13 protein-coding genes are annotated in these 20,605 nt (G+C 63.3%); 3 read left to right on the top strand and 10 right to left on the bottom strand.

What is annotated here, in order from left to right; translation table 11 throughout:
- Positions 1-4: 4 nt before the first annotated feature.
- Entirely contained in the window at positions 5-5,053 is a 5,049-nt protein-coding gene (locus IAE40_RS02190; protein ID WP_200602550.1) for an NEL-type E3 ubiquitin ligase domain-containing protein, read from the bottom strand.
- Between IAE40_RS02190 and IAE40_RS02185 the strand changes: the two genes are divergently transcribed.
- Both IAE40_RS02185 and IAE40_RS02180 read left to right on the top strand, forming a co-directional pair.
- Positions 5,037-5,465 carry a VOC family protein gene (locus tag IAE40_RS02185; RefSeq protein ID WP_054893758.1) on the top strand — a complete coding sequence of 143 codons (429 nt, stop codon included), beginning with the start codon at positions 5,037-5,039 and terminating at the stop codon, positions 5,463-5,465. The two genes, IAE40_RS02190 and IAE40_RS02185, sit on opposite strands and share 17 nt — an antisense overlap.
- A 185-nt stretch (positions 5,466-5,650) precedes the next feature.
- Entirely contained in the window at positions 5,651-7,327 is a 1,677-nt protein-coding gene (locus IAE40_RS02180; RefSeq protein ID WP_197889603.1) for an MFS transporter, read from the top strand.
- Between the two features lie 58 nt (positions 7,328-7,385).
- Here the strand turns inward: IAE40_RS02180 and IAE40_RS02175 are convergent, their stop codons facing one another.
- The 3 genes from IAE40_RS02175 to IAE40_RS02165 all read right to left on the bottom strand — a co-directional run bounded on the left by IAE40_RS02175 (position 7,386) and on the right by IAE40_RS02165 (position 10,798).
- Positions 7,386-8,297 carry a pyridoxal-phosphate dependent enzyme gene (locus IAE40_RS02175; RefSeq protein WP_153774655.1) on the bottom strand — a complete coding sequence of 304 codons (912 nt, stop codon included), beginning with the start codon at positions 8,295-8,297 and terminating at the stop codon, positions 7,386-7,388.
- 14 nt (positions 8,298-8,311) lie between these two features.
- Positions 8,312-9,016, bottom strand: coding sequence for a helix-turn-helix transcriptional regulator (locus IAE40_RS02170; RefSeq protein WP_200602549.1), 705 nt, complete (start codon positions 9,014-9,016; stop codon positions 8,312-8,314).
- Between the two features lie 78 nt (positions 9,017-9,094).
- Complete coding sequence (locus tag IAE40_RS02165) at positions 9,095-10,798, bottom strand: amidase (RefSeq protein ID WP_200602548.1); 1,704 nt, start codon at positions 10,796-10,798, stop codon at positions 9,095-9,097.
- Between the two features lie 251 nt (positions 10,799-11,049).
- Here IAE40_RS02165 and IAE40_RS02160 point away from each other — a divergent pair, with 251 nt between their 5' ends.
- Entirely contained in the window at positions 11,050-13,020 is a 1,971-nt protein-coding gene (locus IAE40_RS02160; protein WP_054893763.1) for a BCCT family transporter, read from the top strand.
- A 70-nt stretch (positions 13,021-13,090) separates the two neighbouring features.
- Here the strand turns inward: IAE40_RS02160 and yghU are convergent, their stop codons facing one another.
- The 6 genes from yghU to IAE40_RS02130 all read right to left on the bottom strand — a co-directional run bounded on the left by yghU (position 13,091) and on the right by IAE40_RS02130 (position 20,575).
- On the bottom strand, positions 13,091-13,930 hold the full coding sequence (gene yghU / locus IAE40_RS02155) for a glutathione-dependent disulfide-bond oxidoreductase (RefSeq protein WP_200602547.1): 840 nt from the start codon (positions 13,928-13,930) through the stop codon (positions 13,091-13,093).
- Positions 13,931-14,099: 169 nt separating this feature from the next.
- Positions 14,100-15,302 carry an NAD(P)/FAD-dependent oxidoreductase gene (locus IAE40_RS02150; RefSeq protein WP_153774651.1) on the bottom strand — a complete coding sequence of 401 codons (1,203 nt, stop codon included), beginning with the start codon at positions 15,300-15,302 and terminating at the stop codon, positions 14,100-14,102.
- 232 nt (positions 15,303-15,534) lie between these two features.
- Positions 15,535-16,590 carry a GlxA family transcriptional regulator gene (locus tag IAE40_RS02145; protein ID WP_153774650.1) on the bottom strand — a complete coding sequence of 352 codons (1,056 nt, stop codon included), beginning with the start codon at positions 16,588-16,590 and terminating at the stop codon, positions 15,535-15,537.
- Between the two features lie 82 nt (positions 16,591-16,672).
- Entirely contained in the window at positions 16,673-17,647 is a 975-nt protein-coding gene (locus IAE40_RS02140; protein ID WP_200602546.1) for a PDR/VanB family oxidoreductase, read from the bottom strand.
- A 60-nt stretch (positions 17,648-17,707) separates the two neighbouring features.
- Positions 17,708-18,829, bottom strand: coding sequence for an aromatic ring-hydroxylating oxygenase subunit alpha (locus IAE40_RS02135; protein WP_153774649.1), 1,122 nt, complete (start codon positions 18,827-18,829; stop codon positions 17,708-17,710).
- A 147-nt stretch (positions 18,830-18,976) separates the two neighbouring features.
- Positions 18,977-20,575: a BCCT family transporter gene (locus IAE40_RS02130; protein ID WP_325167258.1), complete on the bottom strand. Its 1,599-nt coding sequence runs from the start codon at positions 20,573-20,575 to the stop codon at positions 18,977-18,979.
- Positions 20,576-20,605: the final 30 nt, after the last annotated feature.

Here is a 20,605-nt window from a genome sequence, read left to right as displayed (position 1 = left end):
AGTGTCAGTGGGTTTCGACCTCACGGGTCAGGCTGTCGAACAGGCCGCGCTCGACGCTGGCCTGCTCATCGCGCAGCGCGTTGTATGCCGCTGCAGCCTGTGCATCGGTGAGCACCAGCGGCTGCAGCTCAGCGTTGCTGCTGGGCAACTCCTGGCCGATCGCGTTCTCCAACGCTTTCTTGACCGAGGCCGACAAGGATGTAATGGGCTCGAGCTCCACGGTCTCACCATCCAACTGTGCTGCGAAGTCCCGGCAATACTGCAGGTATTCAAGCCCGGGTCGCCAGAACTCGGTGACCGCCTCGAACTGTGAGGCATTGGCACGCCGGAGACTGAGCTGCCAAGTGGGCTGCTCGACGATCCATTCGCGGACCTGTTTCGGGTCTTGGTCCAGGCGCGTCACTTCCTTGGTTACATTGGTCTCTATCTTGCGCGACAGTTGGGCGGTCGGCCTGTAGAGCATGTTATCGCTCGGCTCTGGGTAGTCCAGATCGTCAGCGAGTGTCTGGCGCAGTGCAAGGCGGATCTCTATGTCGTCGACCGGCCCGTCTAACAACACCTGATCCGGAACAGCGGCCGGATCGTCCAAGTCATCGAGTGCAGGGATGTCTTCGCCGTTACCCTCCAGTACCCGCTGCAGGGCGGCTTTGCGCAGGCTGCGGGCAAGGGCAATGCGATCAGCCAGGTTGTTGACCTGCTCACGACGGTAGCGCTGGCGTAGCAAGGTCCATTTGTCTTTGAGACTGAAGTCGCCTTGGTTGATCTTCTGCAAGCTGACCTCCGTCTCCAGTGCGCTGAACGCATCGGTGCCGGCGTCACCGCAACTGGTGGGGTACTGCTCAGCGACATCGTTGAGCTTCTCGCGAAGTTCAGTACTTTCACCAGCCGCTTCAAGCAATGCCCAAACCCGCCTGCGTATGGCGACGGGTTGTTGCTGACTGTCCGCCGACTCACGCAACAAGCCCAACTTGTCCAGCAGCGCCTGGTTTTCGCCTGCTCCGAACAGATCCGCCCAGAGGAGACGTTGCGCTGGCGTGGCGTCGGTCTGCATGAATGCTTCTGTCGGGCTCATTACACCTTCGTGCTCGTGGACAACGAGCTGGATACGCGCAAGCCCGGAGCGGGCCTCTCGTTCCAGCGCGTTGTAGTTGAAGCTCCAGCGCAGGCCCACCTGGCGCGCCCTGATGCCCTGGGCGAAAGGCGTGACGAGGATGTTGTCGAGGTCGGGCAGGGTGCTGATGCGGTTTCTCGACAGGTCGAGCTCGCGCAACTGGTACTGCCTTTGACTCATCAGGGTCGTCAACCCTTGTGGCCATTGCTCCAGGTTGCAACGGGACAAGTTCAGGTGCGACAGCCGAGCCATATAGCCAACATCAGGTGCCACGCCAAGAGGGTTGCCTCGCAGGTTCAAGTGCCGTACGTCGACCATCTGCCGGAAACGCCCGGCACTGGTAGCATCGAGAGTGATGTGATTGTTGTTCAGGTTGAGGGTTTCAAGGCGGCGGGCGGCGAGAAAGTCGATATCTGCGGCACTCAGGGAGAGTGAGTTGTACCCAAGGTCCAGATCACGCAGATAAGGCATGGCGGCCAGGGTTTCCTGCATCTGCATGCTTAGCCCGGTCAGCCCATTGTCGACGAGTACCAGCCTGCGAAGGTTTGGAGCCGCTCGCAGGGCCAGTGTCAGGGAGGGTTCGCCTATCTGCGGGTTGCCGAGTATCTCCAGTCTTTCCAAAGCTGGGAAGCAGTCAAGCAGGTCGGGTTGCAGTGCCGTCAACCCCAGCCGATTGAGCCTTAATGTACGGACATTCGGGAAGCGCGCCGAGATCCTGGGCAGTGTAGAGACCTCATCACCCAGTGCGATGAGCTCCAGTTCGCGTGCCTGCGTATTTCGCCAAGCGGCCATCAGGTCCCAGCCTATGCTGCCGGTATCTATGCCGGCCTCCCATGAAGCTTGCGTCCATTGGTCAATATCCCTGTTGAGCGTGCGCCACTCGTGTTCGAGACGAGCAATGTTGTCGCGCAGTACGCGGCCTTCGCCCAGGGTCGCTATCAGCTCATTGATCCGTGCGTCGGTGGACCCGGGGTACAGTACGCGGAGTCTTGCCCGCGGACCTGGCACGCCACGGCCACTGAGCGGATAGCCCAGCCGACCGTCACTCAGGCGCAGGGGAGAGCGGAAGCCAGGCCTGACCGGTTGCTGGCCGATCAGTTGGCGTGCCTTGTTACGGTCGGCTGTGGCGAGCTCGAACAGCGCGGCATCTACCTTTGGTGGTTGTGTCTGCAGGCCGTCGCGCAGGATCGCGGTATCCGTGGTCGCCAGGTCGGTCTGTTTCAAACCGAGGATGGCCCGATCCAGACGGATGCTGGCTTGCAGCAGGCGCGCTTCCTCGGCGACGCGCAGAGGGATGCGTCCATCATGGCTGTTCATCCTCACACGCTCCTGGGGGCTGGCACTTTCGACGATCTCATCCACCGCCACCTCGGGCAGGCCGGGGAACTGCTGCGACAGGCGTTCGGTCGCCAGTGAAGTGTGTTCGACCTTGGCCGCGCGCAGGCTGGCAAAGATCGACTGGCGGTCAGCTTCGAGCTGGTTGGCGAGGCGCTCCTGCAAGACCACTACCTGGGACGTCTGTTCAGCTCCGACTGGTGCAAGGTGCGAGGCCTGTTCGGCATCCATCTGAGCCAGCACGACGCTTGCTAGCTCGCCATTCTCCAGCTCCTCCCTGCTGAGCTGCACCACATGATCGTCGGGCCTGCTGGCCCTGGGGTAGGTGATGGATTCGCCTGCACGCTCGTTCCCTGCGAACACTTCCAGAACGTGATCGCTTGGCCATTCTGGCAGTTGGGTCAGGGCATTGAGAGCAAAATTCTTGTGCGCGGGGAAGCGCGTTCCTTCGCGAACGCTGCGTGTCAGGCCGGAGATTTCCTCGGATGTGCGCAGACGCTCGAAGGCGTCCAGTAATTGTGCAGGCGTACGAGTATTTTCCATCAATTGGCGACGTAGCGCGTCTGCGCCCAATCCGGTGCTGAGCAGCGCGCTGTTGCGTTGCTCTACGCTGAGGCTGCGTGCCACCGAACCCTGGCGCTCGAGCAGGGTGTCGCTGTCCCATGCCAGGGGATTTTCGTGCGCCACGCGCCAGGCCCCGGCGTCATTGTGAACGAGCAGAGGGCTGTAGGCGTGCGGGTTGCTTGGGTGGCGTACGCGCCACTGGCCGTCCATGTCCTGGAACTGCTCGTAGAGATCTTCGCCCAGGCGTACATAGGTCTTGTCCTGGTAGACATATTGACCCCGTGCGTTGGGTTCGAGCTCGGACGGGAGTTGAAGGTCACTGGCGTATCCCCCCATGTTCGGGCTCCACAGCCGTTCCTGGCCATTGACGTGAATGCTTTGCATCGAATCGACGAAGTGCGATTGCAGTACCGCGCCACCTGCCACCGTGCCAACCAGCAGGCCGGTATTGATCGCCAGCGACTTCAAGTGCGCGATGGCTTGGGCATTGTCGTTTTCTTCCCAGGCGTGGAGCGCGTCGAATACCGATTCCATCATCTGCGCGCCGACCACCAGGGACATGACGGGGTTGAGCCCTGGTATATAGGCGGCGGCGATGTTGAGGATGTCCATCCCGATGACAGCCCAGAACTCGAGGCGCTCCAGACGGGCTTGGGCATCGACGTCGGCGGTCGGCACTGCGATCGAGCGGGCATCGGCCTTCATCCGTTTGACATGGCGTCTCTCCAGCTCACTCCACGGACTGGACGGCAGGTCCGTAAGGCTGGTGTCCAGGTTGACGGTGGTCCGCGCGATCAGCGCCGCATCGTTCGCTGTCGGGTTGCTGTACAGCGCATTGCGCAGCCGCGTGCTGAGTGCAGGTTGCACGGCGTGTGCGGTGTACCCGATGAATGTCTGGCGTACATTTGCATCGAGCAAGCGTGTGCGCAGGTGGATATGACATTCGGCCATTGATTTGAATTCTCTCAGCGTTTCGCTGCTGTTCCCCGGAAGGTAGAGCACCACGCATCTGGCCTTGGGGGTCACAATCGAAATCAGCATGAGTTCGTACAGCTCAAAACCGAAAACACTGAGCGACTGGCACTTGACCTCGTGTGTCTCGCTCCCGTCCGTGGGCAAATCGGCGCAGAGCTCGTGCAGGGCGGTGTATGTCGTCTGGCTGATGTCGCCTTTGAGGTAGGCGATACGAGCTTGCACCCTCAGCTCGTCCCGGCGCGCAAGCATTGAATCTTGCCTGATCTGCTCGGCATTGCTGCCGTCATAGATCGAGGCCAGGTGCGCCTGGTACTGCTGACCCAGATCCAGACGCCGCGTCAGGACGATGAAGTCCGTCAGGTTGTGGATCAGGAACTCTCGATTATCACCCTTGAAATGCCGCAGGCCGGCGAATCGGGGTCTGTCTTGCTCGCTCTTGAAGTTGTGCAGTGCAGCAGCCAGCACGGAGCGATAAACAGGAGTGCCTGTAGGGGTGTAAACCGTTTCCGTCTGGCCGGGTTTTGGTAGTTCGACCTTGGCAGCTTGCGTGTAGTACTGCATGACATCGACCGAATGCTCCTCGCCATCGGGCGTGCGCTCATTGCTGAAGTACTGCTGCAGTAATGGCCGACAGAAATCGCTGATGCCCTTTAGCTCCGAAAGGCTGGCTTGCAGGGCGCGCACGCTCTTGGCGCGCTGGTCGAGTGCATTGCGCAGGGCCGCCTGATCTTCGGGGAGTGCCGAGGCGTACCAGTCATACGCGTGACCGCTGGGGTAGAGGTGGGGGCTGCGCTGTGTGTCCAGCAGCGCACTGAAGTGCTGCGGATGCAGGTCCTTGCTCCAGTTCGGCAAGGTGCGCAGGATCTGTTGTTCATGCTGGTAGGGAAGGCTGCTCATGGAATGCTCCGTTCGTGGGGAGCGTCCATTGGACGGGCCAGGAGGGCGCGCGCGCCTGTAGATGGCTAGCACCTGATCGTGAATTGTCCTCTCTGCGAGGGATCGGTTATGGTGCTGCGATGCCCTTTCGAAGCGACGACCAGGAGCTGCCCCCATGCGTCCCTTTGCCATTCGTCATATCGATCATCTGGTGCTGCGCGTGCGCGATCTTCAGCGCAGTGTCGCCTTTTACCGTGACGTGCTTGGCTGCCGGGTGAGCAAGGAGCGGCCGGACTTGGGCATGATCCATCTGGCCACCGGTACCGCGATGATCGATCTGGTGAGCCTGGACGGTGAGCTGGGACGCCCGGGCGGTGCTGCGGCAGGCGAGAGCGGGCGTAACCTGCATCACTTCTGCCTGCGTATCGAACCGTTCGACGAGCAGGCGTTGACCCGCTACCTGCAAGCCGCCGGGGTTGCGGTCGATGCCGCCGAAGTGCGATACGGCGCCGAGGGCGAGGGCCTGTCGCTTTACTGTTATGACCCCGATGGCAACCAGGTCGAGCTGAAAGGGCCTGTTGGCGAGCAGGCTACCCGTCCCTAGCGTCATCAAGGGCGCAGTGGATATCCGCGCAATCCCGATTATGCTTCAACGTACCTTGCTGCGATTCTGGGCAGCCCGCCCTGTCGTGCTTCGCGCAACCGTAGTCCTGCTTAGACCCGGGGCCAGGGTGCGATGCTGTTTTTCTGAGGTACTCCGGCCTGACAAGAACAAGACGGAGGCAACCCATGGCGGCAATCGACAGCACATCGACGGGCAGTGCGCCCCAACGCGGCATCAGTCGGGAGGAGCGCAAGGTCATCTTCGCTTCATCCCTGGGCACCGTGTTCGAGTGGTACGACTTCTACCTTTACGGCTCGCTAGCGGCGATCATCGCCAAGCACTTCTTCGCCGGCGTCAACGAAACCACCTCGTTCATCTTCGCCTTGCTGGCGTTTGCTGCAGGCTTTGCCGTGCGGCCGTTCGGGGCCGTCGTGTTCGGCCGACTCGGCGACATGATCGGGCGCAAGCACACCTTCCTCATCACCATCATCATCATGGGCCTGTCCACTGCCGTGGTCGGCATATTGCCCAGCTACGCCAGCATCGGCGTGGCGGCGCCGATCATTCTCATCTCCCTGCGGCTGTTGCAAGGCTTGGCGCTGGGCGGCGAGTACGGTGGCGCAGCGACCTACGTGGCCGAGCACGCACCGCCCGGCAAGCGTGGCTTTTTCACGTCGTGGATCCAGACCACCGCCACCTTGGGCCTGTTCCTGTCGCTGCTGGTGATCCTGACCTGCCGTACGGTGATGGGCACCGAAGCGTTCGAAGCCTGGGGCTGGCGGATTCCGTTCCTGATCTCGATCCTGCTGCTGGTGATTTCGGTGTACATCCGCATGCAGCTCAACGAGTCGCCGGTGTTCCTGAAAATGAAGGCCGAGGGCAAGGCGTCCAAGGCGCCGCTGACCGAATCCTTCGCGCGTTGGGATAACCTCAAGGTGGTGATCATGTCGCTGCTCGGCGGCACTGCCGGCCAGGCCGTGGTGTGGTACACCGGGCAGTTCTACGCGCTGTTCTTCCTGTTGCAGACCCTGAAGATCGACCCCCAGACCGCCAACTTGCTGATTGCAGGTTCGCTGTTGATCGGCACGCCGTTCTTCATCCTGTTCGGCAGCCTGTCCGATCGCATCGGGCGCAAGAAGATCATCATGGCGGGCTGCATCATTGCCGCGCTCACCTATTTCCCGATCTTCAAGGGCCTGACTGAGTACGGCAACCCGGACGTGTTCGTCGCCCAGGAGCAGAATCCCGTCGTGGTGGTGGCCGACCCGGCGCAGTGCTCGTTCCAGTTCGATCCGGTGGGCAAGGCCAAATTTACCAGTTCCTGCGATATCGCCAAGAGCCTGCTGGCCAAGCGCGCCATTCCCTATGAAAACGAACGTGCACAGCCCGGCAGTGTGGCGCAGGTGCGTATCGGTGAACGGGTCATTGCAAGCTTCGAGGGCACAGGGTTGGCGGCGGCCGAGCTCAAGGCCCAGGGCGATGCGTTCACCGCGACCCTGACCGGCGCGCTGAAGGAGGCCGGCTACCCCGAAAAGGCTGACCCGGCGAAGATCCACTACCCGATGGTGTTGCTGCTGCTGACGCTTCTGGTGATCTACGTGACCATGGTCTACGGCCCCATCGCTGCCTGGTTGGTGGAGCTGTTCCCGGCGCGTATCCGCTACACATCGATGTCGCTGCCTTACCACATCGGTAATGGCTGGTTCGGCGGTTTCCTGCCGACGGTGGCCTTTGCCATGGTGGCGGCCACGGGGGATATCTACTACGGGTTGTGGTACCCGATCGTCATCGCGGTGATGACCGCGGTTCTGGGTATCTTCTTCCTGCCTGAGACCAAGGACCGGGATATCAACCACGCCTGAAGAAACGGCCACTCCTGCAGTTCTTGCAGGAGTGGCCTTGTTTCGCGAGCACTGGCCGCTAGGCTGCAAGCCAGTCGCGAATCTGCTCCAGCGTGGCAGTCGCGCCACCGCAGACGATCATCAGCACGTTGTTGTACTGCGCCAGGCGCTCGGGTGCGTAGGCCAAGGCCAGCGCTGCGCCGCAAGCAGGTTCTACCAGTATCCGGTGATCGTGCAGAAAGCGCTCGCAGGCCTGGAGCGCCGCATGGTCGGTTACTCGCTCGCTGTGCAGTGGATGGTTTTGTGCGCAGGCCAGCGCCTGGTCCGCCACACGCTTGGCGCCCAGCGAGGTGGCCACCGAAGTGATGGCCGGCAGTTCCACCGGATGGCCCCCAGCGATGGCAGCGTGCAGTGATGCGGCACCTTCGGTTTCCACCGCCAGCACTGGCACGTCGTGCCAGCCATTGCGCTTGAGCCCCTCGACCACGCCGCTGAGCAGTCCGCCGCCCCCTACCGACAACACCACTGCATCGGGTTTGAGCCCAGCCTGGGCGACTTCGTCGATCATGCTGGCATGTCCGGTCCACAGCAGCGGGTCGTCGAACGGGTGGATGAACGCATCACCCGCGCCCAGCAAGCCTTGCGCATGCTGGTTGGCTTCTTGCCACGAGCTGCCTTTGACCACGACCTGGGCGTCTTCGAGTTTCAGCAGTTCGATGGCGCGCGTGCTGGTGGTTTCCGGCACCACCACGGTTACCGGCACGCCGAGCTTGCGCCCGGCATAGGCCACGGCGAGGCCGGCGTTGCCTCCGGAAGACGACACGAAGTGCCGGGCGCCACGTGCATGGTGCACTTCGCAGGCATGGCCTACGCCGCGCAGCTTGAAAGAGCCAGAGGGCTGCAGTGCCTCGAGCTTGAGCCACAGGGTACGGCCGGCGGCCAGTGACAGCGGGCGGGATTCGATCAAAGGGGTCTGGATATGCAAGGTCATGGCGGGCTCCGCATTCAGCGTTCGCGGGCAGCCGGCGTGGCGTCGCCGCGCAGCTGCTCCAGGTAGTTGTAGATGGTGTAGCGGGTCACGCCCAGGGCGTCGGCAGCCTTCTCCACGCCACCTTTGACGATGAACAGGCCGCGCTCCTGCATCACTCGTACGGCCTCGACCTTGGCTTGCTTGTTCATCCGCCCTCGGCCCGAGCGCTGCAGCGAGTCCTGGATGATCTCGCTCATCAGCAGCGTCATGTCGGCCGCCTCACGGGGCGTGTGTGTGTCCGCGAGGGCGCCGAGTGGCTGAAAGTGCTGAAGAAAGGTCATGGCGGCATCAAGGCCGGTAATGTCGGTGTTCACACACAGGCTGGCGAACGGGTGGCCGCCGCTGTCGCGAAAGATTGCCGTGGCGCTGCGCAGCGTGCGCCCCTTGAGGGTTGTGGGGTAGTCCGGCAGCACCACCGGCTCGCAGCCGTCCTGAGTACGGCCGGCGTGCATCAGTGCCTTGAAGCCTTGGTCCTGTTCCGGTGCGGCCAGGATCGGGCTGCCCACTCGACGGCCCGAAAGATGGCCGTTGACGATGGCGATCACCGAGTGCTCGGGATTGTCGAGGTCGTGCAGGAGGATTTCCAGGTTGCGCGGCGCAACGCTGCCCAAGGCCTGGAGCGCAGCCTTGAGGACGGTGAGGGTGAGCTGGCGTTCTTGCTGAAGGGGAAGTGTGGGCATGGGAAATCGCCAGATTCTTAATTGTGTTGAATTTTACACAAATAGTTGAATCTGGCGAGTGTGGATTGCGCTCGAACTTTAGCTCAGTGGTGGAGTGCGCGGTGGAATCACCCGGCGCGAGCCGGTGGCTTCGAAACCTGCAGCAAAGCGCAGCAAGGCATTGTCGTCATAGGCCCGGCCAGCGAAGGTCAGGCCTACTGGCATGCCGATGTCGGCCATCACGCCCATCGGCACGGTCACTGTCGGCACACCCAGATGACGGATTGCCAGGTTGCCATTGGCGACCCAGATCCCGTTGCTCCAGGCGATGTCTGCCGAGGCTGGGTTGATATCGGCATCAGCCGGGCCGACATCGGCGACGGTGGGGAACAGCACCGCGTCCAGCTTGTGCTCGTCCATCCAGTCTTCCAGGTCCATCTTGCGCGTTTGCTCCAGGCCGCGCAGGCCGTCCGGGACGGTAGCGATCTGGTCCCAGGACTTGAGGCCACGCTTGGCCATGTTGACGTATTCGTCCATGCCGGCCGCCAGGTCGTCTTCGCGGTTGGGCAGGGTGCCCGGATCGTGAGGGAAGATCTTCGGCCCGTCGACGTCAGCCAGGCGGTTCAGCTTGGGGTCGTTGTTGGCGCGCAGGAAATCGTCGAAAGCCCAGCCGGACAGTTCCCACAGCTCGTCGTGCAGGAATTCCTTGCTGACGATACCGCGGTTGTACACGGTCGGCGCACCCGGACGATCACCCTCGCAGTTGGAGACCAACGGGAAGTCGGTTTCGACCACTTCGGCGCCTGCCGCCTCCAGCGCGTTGCGGGCCTGCTCCCAGAGGTCGATGACGCTGGCGCGGGTGTTGATGCGCTGGCCAGTCGGGCCACCAATGCCGGGTTTTTCCGAAGTGCCGGCCTCGGCGTCGGCATTGATGTACATGCGGGGTACGGCAAAGCGCTTGCCTTTGAGCGCGCCGGCACCGACGGCCAGGTCGAGGTAACTGGCGGGGCGCACGCTCGAGGCTGCCGGGATCGGCACCCAGGGTTGCATGCGCCACAGGTCGCCACGGGTATCGGCGTCGTCGGCCACCACCACGTCGAGGATTTCCAGCAGATCGGCCATGGTCCGTGCGTAAGGCACGACCACATCCATGGTTGGCGTGAGCGGCCAGTTGCCGCGCACCGAGATCACCCCACGCGACGGGGTGTAGGCGCACAGGCCGTTGTTCGACGCCGGCCCGCGACCGCTCGACCAGGTTTCCTCGGACAGGCCGAAGGCGCTGTAGCTGGCCGCCGTGGCGGTACCGGCGCCGTTGGAGGAGCCAGAGGCGAAAGGGGCGGTGAGGTAGGCCGCGTTGTACGGGCTTTCGGCGCGGCCGTAGACGCCGCGTTGCATGCCGCCGTTGGCCATGGGCGGCATGTTGGTCTTGCCCAGGCAGATCGCCCCTGCGGCGCGCAGGCGCTCAACGGTGAACGCGTCGCGCTGGGCGACCAGATGCTCGAATGCCGGGCTGCCGGAGGCGGCGGTCAGGCCCTTGACCAGGTAGCTGTCCTTGGCGGTGTAGGGGATGCCGTCCAGCGGGCCAAGCGTGGTGCCGGCGGCGCGGCGGGCGTCGGAGGCCTCGGCCTCCTTGAGCGCTTCGGGGTTGCGCACCACGACGGCGTTCAGCGCGGTGGCGGTGTCGGCTCCATCGTAGGCGTCGATACGGGCCAGGTAGGCCTTGACCAGTTCGACCGCCGTCGTGCGGCCGGACTCGAGCGCGTTGCGCAGCTCGGCAATGGAAACCTCGGTTACCTCGATCATGCTGTCACCAAAATGTACAGGTGGATTTTATGCAGGCGAGTGTACAAGAAGCCCTGCGCGGGCGCAGGTTTGCACCAGGGAAAAACCTGTTTGCAGCACGGCATGTGCGGGCAGGAAGGCGTGTGCTCAGGAGGGTGCGCTTTGAAAAATTCAGAAACATCCGATATGTCACGACGGGCAAAACCATCAGCGTCTACCGTTTGTCGTAGCTAACCGTGCGCATGAAGCGCCCTGATGGAGATTACCCGTACATGGCAAGTCCGCCCGAGCAACCTCGCAAGCCCACCATCAACCCACCGGTTTTCTGGATTTCCGCGGTCCTGCTGCTGATTCTGGTGCTGTACGCCAGCGTGTTCCAGGCCCATGCACAGGCGTTGTTCGCCCATATCCAGGGCTGGATCATCGTCAATGTCAGCTGGTTCTACATTCTCGGTGTGGCGCTGATTCTCGGCACTGTGGTGTTTCTGGGTATCAGTCGCTACGGCGATATCAAGCTCGGCCCCGACCACAGCACCCCCGATTACAACAATGCCACCTGGTTCGCCATGCTGTTCTCCGCAGGCATGGGCATCGGCCTGATGTTCTTCGGTGTCGCGGAGCCTGTGATGCACTTCCTCAAGCCACCGCTGGGTGAGGGCGGCACGGTGCTGGCGGCGGGCGAGGCAATGCGTATCACCTTCTTCCACTGGGGGCTGCATGCCTGGGCGATCTACGCCATCGTCGCACTGATCCTGGCCTATTTCAGCTATCGCCATGGCTTGCCGCTGACCCTGCGTTCGGCACTCTACCCGCTGATCGGCGAGCGTATCCACGGGCCACTGGGGCACGCGGTCGACATCTTTGCAATCATCGGCACGGTGTTCGGCGTCGCCACTTCGCTGGGCTTTGGCGTGTCGCAGATCAACACCGGGCTCAATGCCCTGTTTGGTGTGCCGGTATCCATTCCGGTGCAGATCGCGCTGATCATCGGTACCACGTTCCTGGCCACGCTGTCGGTGATGTCCGGGCTGGACAAGGGCATTCGGCGGTTGTCCGAGCTCAATCTGGGCCTGGCGGTGCTGCTGTTGCTGATGGTGATGCTGCTGGGGCCGACCGTGCTGATCCTGCAGACCTTCGTACAGAACACGGGTGGCTACCTGAGCGAGATCGTCAGTCGCACGCTCAACCTATACGCCTATCAGCCGACCGACTGGATCGGTGGCTGGACCCTGTTCTACTGGGGCTGGTGGCTGGCCTGGTCGCCCTTTGTCGGGCTGTTCATCGCGCGCATCTCGCGCGGGCGCACCATCCGTGAATTCGTGACCGGCGTGCTGCTGGTGCCGACTGCGTTCACCCTGCTGTGGATGACGGTGTTCGGCAACACAGCGATCCACATGATCCTTGACGAGGGGTTGACCGACCTGGCCGCGGCGGTGGAGCAGGATACGTCGCTTGCACTGTTCGCCTTCCTCGAGCATTTCCCCTTCGCCAGCATCATCAGCACCCTGGCGGTGGTCATGGTGGTGGTGTTCTTCGTCACCTCGGCCGATACCGGCGCGATGGTGGTGGACATGCTGGCCTCCGGCGGCAAGGAGGGCACACCGATCCGCCAGAGGATCTTCTGGGCCTCAAGCATGGGCATCGTCGCCATCGCATTGCTGCTGGCCGACGGCCTCAAGGCGCTGCAGACCGCGACCATCGCCAGTGCGCTGCCGTTTACCCTGGCGTTGCTGCTGAGCATGCGCGGGCTGCTCAAGGCGCTCAAACTCGACGCCACCAAGCGTGACCTGCGCTACCAGGCGCTGGCTATCTCGCCGACGGCTTCGCGTGCTGCGGGCAACTGGCAGCGACGTCTGCGCACCCTGGCGATGTTCCCGCGCCGTTCACATGTGCAGCGCTTCATCGCTGACGTAGCGCTGCCGGCCTGCCAATCGGTGGCCGAGGAGTGGCGTCGCCAGGGTTATGAATGCAGTGTCGAGGAAGGCGAGGCTGGCCGAGTGACGCTCAAGGTCGGGCCGAGCGATGAGGTGTTCGTCTACGAGATTCGCCCACGCGCCTATGCCATGCCCAGCTTCGTCCTGAGCGATGCCGCCGGGGAGGAGCGCAAGTACTTCCGTGCCGAAGTGCACTTGCGTGAGGGCGGGCAGGACCACGATGTGATGGGCTGGTCGAAGGACGAAGTGATCGGCGACATTCTCGATCACTTCGAACGGCACCTGCACTTCCTGCACCTGGTGCGTTGACGCGTACCTGTGGGAGCGGGTTCACCCGCGAAAAGGCCATCACGATGGCCGGTGTTCGCGGGTAGAGCCGTTACTGCAAGTCTGCCGCCGAGTGTCGCTCCGGCACCTGGCTTTGCTCGTCACCCCAGGTGCGGTTGACCCGGGTGCCGCGCTGCACGGCCGGGCGCTGGGCGATTTCTTCGGCCCAGCGCTGCACGTGCGGATATTCGTCCACCGCCAGGAATTCGGCCGCGCCGTACAGGTTGCCGCGCACCAACTGCCCGTACCACGGCCATACGGCGATGTCGGCGATGCTGTACTCGTCGCCACCCAGGTAACGGCTCACCGCCAGGCGTCGCTCGAGCACGTCGAGCTGACGCTTGGCTTCCATGGTGAAGCGGTTGATGGCGTACTCGATCTTTTCCGGCGCATACACGTAGAAGTGGCCGAAACCACCGCCCAGGTAAGGCGCCGAGCCCATCTGCCAGAACAGCCAGTTCAGGCTTTCGACGCGGGCGGCTGAGTCTTTCGGCAGGAAGGCACCGAACTTTTCCGCCAGGTGCAGCAGGATCGAACCGGACTCGAACACCCGCACCGGCGGCTCGACGCTGCGGTCGAGCAGGGCCGGTATCTTGGAGTTCGGATTGACCTCGACGAAGCCGCTGGAGAACTGGTCGCCATCACCAATGCGGATCAGCCAGGCGTCGTATTCAGCGCCGCTGTGCCCCAGGGCCAGCAGCTCTTCGAGCAGGACCGTGACCTTGACGCCGTTGGGCGTGGCCAGCGAATAGAGTTGCAGGGGATGCTTGCCGACGGGCAGGACCTTGTCGTGGGTGGGGCCGGCGATCGGGCGGTTGATGCTGGCGAACTGGCCGCCGGCTGCGGCGTCGTTCTTCCAGACCTTCGGTGGGACGTAGGGGCTGTTGCTCATCCGATGAAATCTCCTGATGGTCTTCGATCCCATTGCGATCGCCTGATGCGATCAGGGTGCGATTGGCCAAGACTAGGGCAGGAGAAGTGGTCAAGGGAAGTGAAGTATTGCGCAGGGGTTATAACCGCTGCGCGTCTGCCAGGGGCTTGCAGACGCGCAGCGGTCTGCATCAGGCCACGGGGATCAAGGGGTCGGCTGCGGCGAGGGCCGCCTTGCGATCGGCCGCAGGCGGGTAGATCCAGATGCTGTTGATCTGGCTCTTGAGCGCCTTGGCCTCGTGCTTGTCCTCCGGCGGGCTGACCTTGCGGTCCCAGCCTTCGGTGTACACCGCACCCCAGGCACCGAGGTCCAGGCAGGTCACGTACTTGGGCTGGCTGTAGGTCATCGGCGCCACGCCGATCAGCTCGGCAGCAGCGTTGTTGCCGGCATAGCGGCCCAGCGGAATGGCGTGCTGGCACGACATCACCGCAAAGTTGCCCATCTCGTCGCACGCGGCATAGGCCACGTCACCCGCCGCGTAGACCGCCGCGTTGCCCTTGACCTTGAGGGTGCCATCCACATGCAGGCGCCCTTGCCGGTCGCGCTCGCCGCTGACCTGTGCGGTGAGCGGGTTGGCCAGGAAGCCGACGGTCCAGATCACGGTATTTGCATCGATGCGCTGCCCGTTGTCCAGCGTGACGCCGGCGGCGTCCACTGCGGCCACTGACGCGCCGCAGATCCACTCCACGCCCAGCGCTTGCGATGCCTGGACGATCGCCGGGCTGATGCCGTCGCCCAGCGCCGCACCGATTCGTGCACCGCGATCGACCACCACCACGCGATGCTTGGCCTGGTCGCCGAGGATCTTGCGCAGCCGTGCGGGGAGTTCAGTGGCGGTCTCGATACCGGTAAAGCCTCCGCCGGCAACCACCACGGTATTGCGTGCCGGTGTATCGGGTTGGGTAGGCAACGACTTGAGATGCTCTTCCAGGCGTGTGGCGCTGTCGATCTTGTCGACATCGAAGACTCGCTCGATGCCCGCAAGCGCCGGACGATTGAGGATGCTGCCGCACGCCATGATCAGCCGGTCGTAGGCCAGGGTCGCCTCGCTGCCATCTGCGCTGCGATAGCCGACGCGCTGGCCTGCTTCGTCGATGTGGTGGGCCGTACCTTGTACGAAGCGCACGTTTACTGCGTCGAACAGCGCCTGCAACGGGGCAGCCATCTGGTGAACGTCAGGCTCGTAGAAGCGTGGGCGGATGTGCAGCTCGGCCTGTGGTGCGAGCACCGTGATCTGGACGTCGTCGCGTGCGTGCAGGTCGAGCTGGCGCGCAGCGCCCAGGGCGCTCCAGAGGCCGGCGAAGCCTGCGCCGAGGATCAGGATCTGTTTCATCGTTGTGCTCCTGGAAAATTCCGGATACCGCAAATTATGGGTGTTGTCGGTAACGGGCACGGCATGCGATGACGCAGGAAGGGTCGCTCGAACGGTTGGCGGCGCAGTGCGGTTCGCCTGACTGGCCGAAGTCGATGATGAGGCTTGCTGGCGTCGCACGGCCGTGGCCCGACAGGCGTAGCCGCAAGGCTCGATCTGTCACGGCGATGCTACGTGCGCTGCCGGGGCGGCCCTAGGTCAAAGATCCCTGGATTTCGGCCAGTGGCACGCTACGGGCAAAACGGGCGCGATAATCGCGTGGGCTGACCTGCAGGTGACGCTGAAAAGCCAGGCGCAGGCGTTCTTCGTTACCGAAGCCGCACAGGCGGGCGATCTGCTCGATACGCTGCGCGGAGGTCTCCAGCAGGCGGCGCGCGGCTTCCACGCGAAACAGCTCGAGGGTCTTGGCGGGGGTGCGACCGGTCTTTTGCTTGTACACCCGGGTGAAGTTGCGCAGGCTCATGTTCGCCTGGTCCGCCAAGCGCTCCACGCTCAGGCGCGGGTCGCCCAGGTTGTCGTTGATCCATAGGTGCAAGGCTTCGAAGGCTGCGCTGTCTTCACCCTGGACCTTGAGCAGTTGGCTGAACTGGGTCTGGCCGCCGGGCCGCTTGAGGAACACCACCAGTTCCCGTGCCACCTGCATGGCGACCTCCCGGCCACAGTCGGCCTCGACCAGGGCCAGTGCCAGGTCGATGCCGGCGCTGACGCCGGCCGAGGTCCACAAATGCTCCTGTTCGACGAAGATCGACTCGGCATCGACCTGCACCTCAGGGAACAGCCGCTGCAGGTCGTCGCACATCGCCCAGTGGGTGGCGGCACGACGCCCCTGCAGTAAACCGGCCGCGGCAAGCAGGAAGGTGCCGCTGCACACCGATGCCGTGCGTCGTGCCTTGTGGCTGGCGTGTCGCAGGGCTTCGATCAACTCGCCCTGGTCAGGCAGCAGCCCGATCATCTGCGGTGCTCCGGGCACCACCAGCGTGTCCAGGGCCTGGTCGAGCAGGACTTGCAGGCATTCGCTGGCCACCGCCAGGCCCTCGGCTGTGGTGATCAGCCCACCGCCAAGACTTGCCGTACGCACTTCATAGCCTGGCAGCCCTCGTTCGTTGCGGGCCTTGCTCGCCGCCCAGAACACGGTCTGTGCGCCCGTCAGGTCAAGCAGGCCCATTTGCGGGTAGGCGAGGAACAACACTCGACGCGGCAGGTCGTGGCAGACGTGGGGGGTATCCGGGAAGCTGGCGGGATGGGTCATGGGCATGTCGACGCTGGAAGGACGTCTACATGGTACTGCACCGCGGGCGAGGCCGCGGTGCCGAGCTGCCGGGTGGCGTGCCTTACAGGTCCAGCACCAGCCGTGCGCTGCGCGCGCGCGACACGCACAGCATCATGGTCTGCTGCGAGGCTTTTTCCTCATCGCTCAGGTACTGGTCGAAATGTTCGGCTTCGCCTTCGAGGATGGCCGTCTCGCAGGTGCCGCACACACCTTCGCGGCACAGGCACTCGACCTTGGCCGCCTTGGACTTCTCGATGGCCTGGAGGATGGTCATGCCTTGCTCGACTTCAAGTTCGGTGCCCGAGCGCGCCAGCACCACGGTGAAAGCGCTGCCGGCGGCAGGGGCGGCAGCGGCGAACTGCTCCCAGTGCACGCGTGACTCGGCGATCCCGGCTGCTGCGGCACTGGCGATCACTGCGTCGATCAGCGGCTTGGGGCCGCAGACATAAAGGTGCGCATCATCGGGCAGGTTGGCGCAGAGGGCGGCCAGGTCAAGCTCGCGCTCGAGGCTGTCGATGTAGAACCGTGTGCTGTGCGCATGCGGGCCATTTTCCAGGTCGGCCTGGAAGGCGCCGTGCTCGGGGGCGCGGAAGGCGTAGTGCAATTCATAGGGCGTCGCGCCGCCTTCGAGTTCGTGCAGCTGCGCCAGGAACGGGGTAATGCCGATGCCGCCGGCGATCAACACATGGCGACCGGCCTCCGGCTCCAGGGCGAACAGGTTGTTGGGGCTGGAGATGGTCAGCTCGCTGCCCACCTCCACCTGGTGATGCATGAACGCCGAGCCGCCCTTGGACTGCTCCTCGAGGCGCACGCCGATCTGGTAGCTGGACAGTTCGCGCGGGTCGCTCATCAGTGAGTAGGCATTGCTGAACTGGCGCCCGTCGGCACCTTGCATCTGCACGATGACGTGGCTGCCACCGGTGAAGGCCGGCAGGGCGGCGCCGTCGGCGCGGGCCAGGGTGAAGCGCTTGATCAGCGGGGTGGCTTGCTCCACGCCGGTGACCTTTACCTTGAACATCTCGTATTGCTTGGCCATGGCGTACCTCGACAGCAAAGCCCCGCGCCAGGCCCTGGCGCGGGACGAACTTCAGGGAAATCAGTCGTCCAGGTGGGCGACGGCGATCAGGTTGTGGAAGTGGGCAATACCGTGCTCGCTGACACCGCTGCGCTGCTGGTCGACCATGATCCGGCCCTGGCCACGGTAGCCGCGCGACTTCAGGCCCTTCTGCACGCTTTCCACCAGGCGCAAGTCTTCTGGGCGGAACACTTCGCGGTACCAGTCGATGAGTTTTTGCTGCTCTTCGCTGATGTCCTTGTTGAGGAAGTAGATGTCGTAGTGTTGCAGGGTGGTTTCGGCATCGACCGGGAACTCGTAGATCACGGTCATGAAGTCGGCCCCTGGCGGCACGTTGAACATGGTGCACGGCCAGGCCCAGAAGCCGGCGAAGGACGGATCCTTCACCGATTCGTCGAATGTGAACGACTGCTCCGAAGGTGTCGCCACCCCGTACTGCAGGGTCCAGTTGCCGTGCAGGCTATGGCTGTACTGGCCGACGTCGACCGACGCGGAGAAACCAGGATGGGCCGGGGCGCAGTGGTAGCACTCCAGGTAGTTGTCGACGATGGATTTCCAGTTGGCCGGGGTGTCGCTGACGAAGCGCGCCGCCAGGTGCAGGTCGTCGATCACCGGGCAGGCCGCGCGCATGCGCTGCTGCAGGCCTGGAAGCTGGTCTTCGACGGAGCCTGCATCGTTGTCCATGTTGATGAAGATGAAGCCTGCGTACTCTTCAACGCGCAGCTGCACCAGGGTGGAGTTCTGCTTGTCGAAGTTGACCACGTTCTCGCAGTTGCGCGCGTGGGCCAGTTCGCCGTCGAGCTTGAAGGTCCAGGCGTGGTAGGGGCAGGTGATGACGTTCTTGGCCTTGCCGCTGCCTTCGAGCAACTGGTGGCCGCGGTGCGGGCAGACGTTGTAGAAGGCACGCAGCACATCGTCGCGGCCACGCACGACGATGATGCTTTCGCCGATCACTTCGCGCGTGATGTAGGCATTCTTCTCGGCAACCTCGCTACCGTGGCCGACGCAGATCCAGCTGCGGGCAAAGATGGCTTCCTTCTCGTGCTCGAACACCGAGGCCTTGGTATAGAAGTTGGCCGGGATGGTGTAGGCCTCTTCAGGGTTGGTGCAGAAGTCGGCGGGCAGGCGTTTGAAATCGTTCATGGCTGTCTCTCGGTTTTATTTTGGGTTAACGCGTATCTGTCAGTTAACAAGCAGGGCAAAAAAATTTTCGATCCCGTGTCGAGCATCCTCGTAGGAGCGGGCTTGCCCGCGAAGAGGCCCGCCCACTCACCACATGCTCACCGCCGATCAGTGAACCGTCGCCGCGCTGCGCGGTGCTTTCGCGGGCGCTTGCTCACCGGCCAGGCGCGCCGCTTCTTCCTCGATGCGGTAGGCCGGCATGTCGCCGTAGTCCGCGGCAAGCCATTTGAAGAATCCGTAGATCTTCACCAGCAGGATCACCATGAACGGTATCGCGGTCAGGACCACAGCGGTCTTCATGGTCGACAGCGAGGCCTTGGCGAACAGCATGGCCAGCGGTACCAGGGTCAGCACCACGCACCAGAACAGGCGCAGGGTCGGGCTCGGGTCGTCGCCTTCGCGCAGGTTGCGTGTGCTGGTGGCGGCTACGGCGTAAGCGGCGGCGTCCATGTGCGAGGCACAGAACACGGCCATGATGAACAGGTACGCCGCCAGGAACAGCGTGCCCCACGGCAACGCCAGCAGCAGGTCGGTTACCGCCGCTTCGCCGCCCAGTTCACTGAGCATCTTCGGCACGTCGATCTGACCGTTGATGAACTGGTGCATGCTGTAGCTTTCCAGCGCGCCGAAGAAGAACCAGCAACCGAAGCTGCCGCCCATCAGCAGGGCGAACACCACTTCCTTGATCTGCCGGCCGCGCGATACACGGGCGACGAACATGGCAACGCCTGGGGCATAGGATACCCACCACAGCCAATAGAACACTGTCCAGTTGCGGGTGAAGGCGCCGTCGCCGGCCGGGTCGGTGAACAGGCTCATGTGCACGTAGTGCTGGAACATCAGGCCGACGGCGTTGGCTGTGTTGTTGATGGTGAACTGGGTCGGGCCGACCAGCAGCACCACGCCGGCGAACACCAGGGCGCCGATGCAGACCATCTTCGACAGGCGCTGCAGGCCGCCATCGATACCGATGTAGGAACTGAGCGAGAACAGCAGCGCCACCGCGCCGATCACCAGCAGTTGCACGGTGAAAGTGTTGGGGGTGCCGGCCAGGTCCGACAGGCCGCGGGTCAGGGTCGAGGCGGTCAATGCCAGCGACACGGTCAGCGCGCCCATCATGGTCAGCAGGAAGATCAGGTCCACTGCGCGGCCAACGGGGCCGGTGGCCTTGAAGCCGGTCACCGCTTCGATGATCGAGGCCAGGTTCAGGCCGGTCTTCTTGCGTACGTGGAAGTGGTAGGCCAGGGCCAGCGATGCCAAGGCGTAGATCGACCAGGCGCTGATGCCCCAGTGGAAGAACGAGTAGCTGACGCTGTATTCCAGGGCCTGGGCGGACATCGGTGCGATGTTCAGGCCGGGTGTCTGGTAGTAGTAGGCCCATTCCATCACGCCCCAGTACAGGGTCGAGGACCCCATGCCAGCGCAGATGAACATGAACACCCAGGTGGTGGTGGCATATTCGGGTTTGCCACTGCCCAGGCGGATGTTGCCGTACTTGCTGAAGGCGATGTACAGCACCGCGAGGGTGCTGGCGAACACCAGCACCTGGACGCTGGTGCCGAAGGTACGGGTGGACAGTTCGAACAGCTGGTTGGCCATGCCTTCTGCCTGAACAGGGAAGGCTGCGAGGCCGATCACGGTGAGCAGTACAGCAAGCAGGCTCATGGCAATCAGGAACACGTCGATCTTTTTGTTATAGGGGGACATCAATTGTCTCCTGGAGCTTTTCTTGTAGTA

The organism is Pseudomonas sp. S44, assembly GCF_016624805.1.
Taxonomy (GTDB): Bacteria; Pseudomonadota; Gammaproteobacteria; order Pseudomonadales; family Pseudomonadaceae; genus Aquipseudomonas; species Aquipseudomonas machongensis.
Note: the sequence above shows the minus strand (reverse complement) of the source record. Positions and strands in the feature narration are given on the sequence as shown.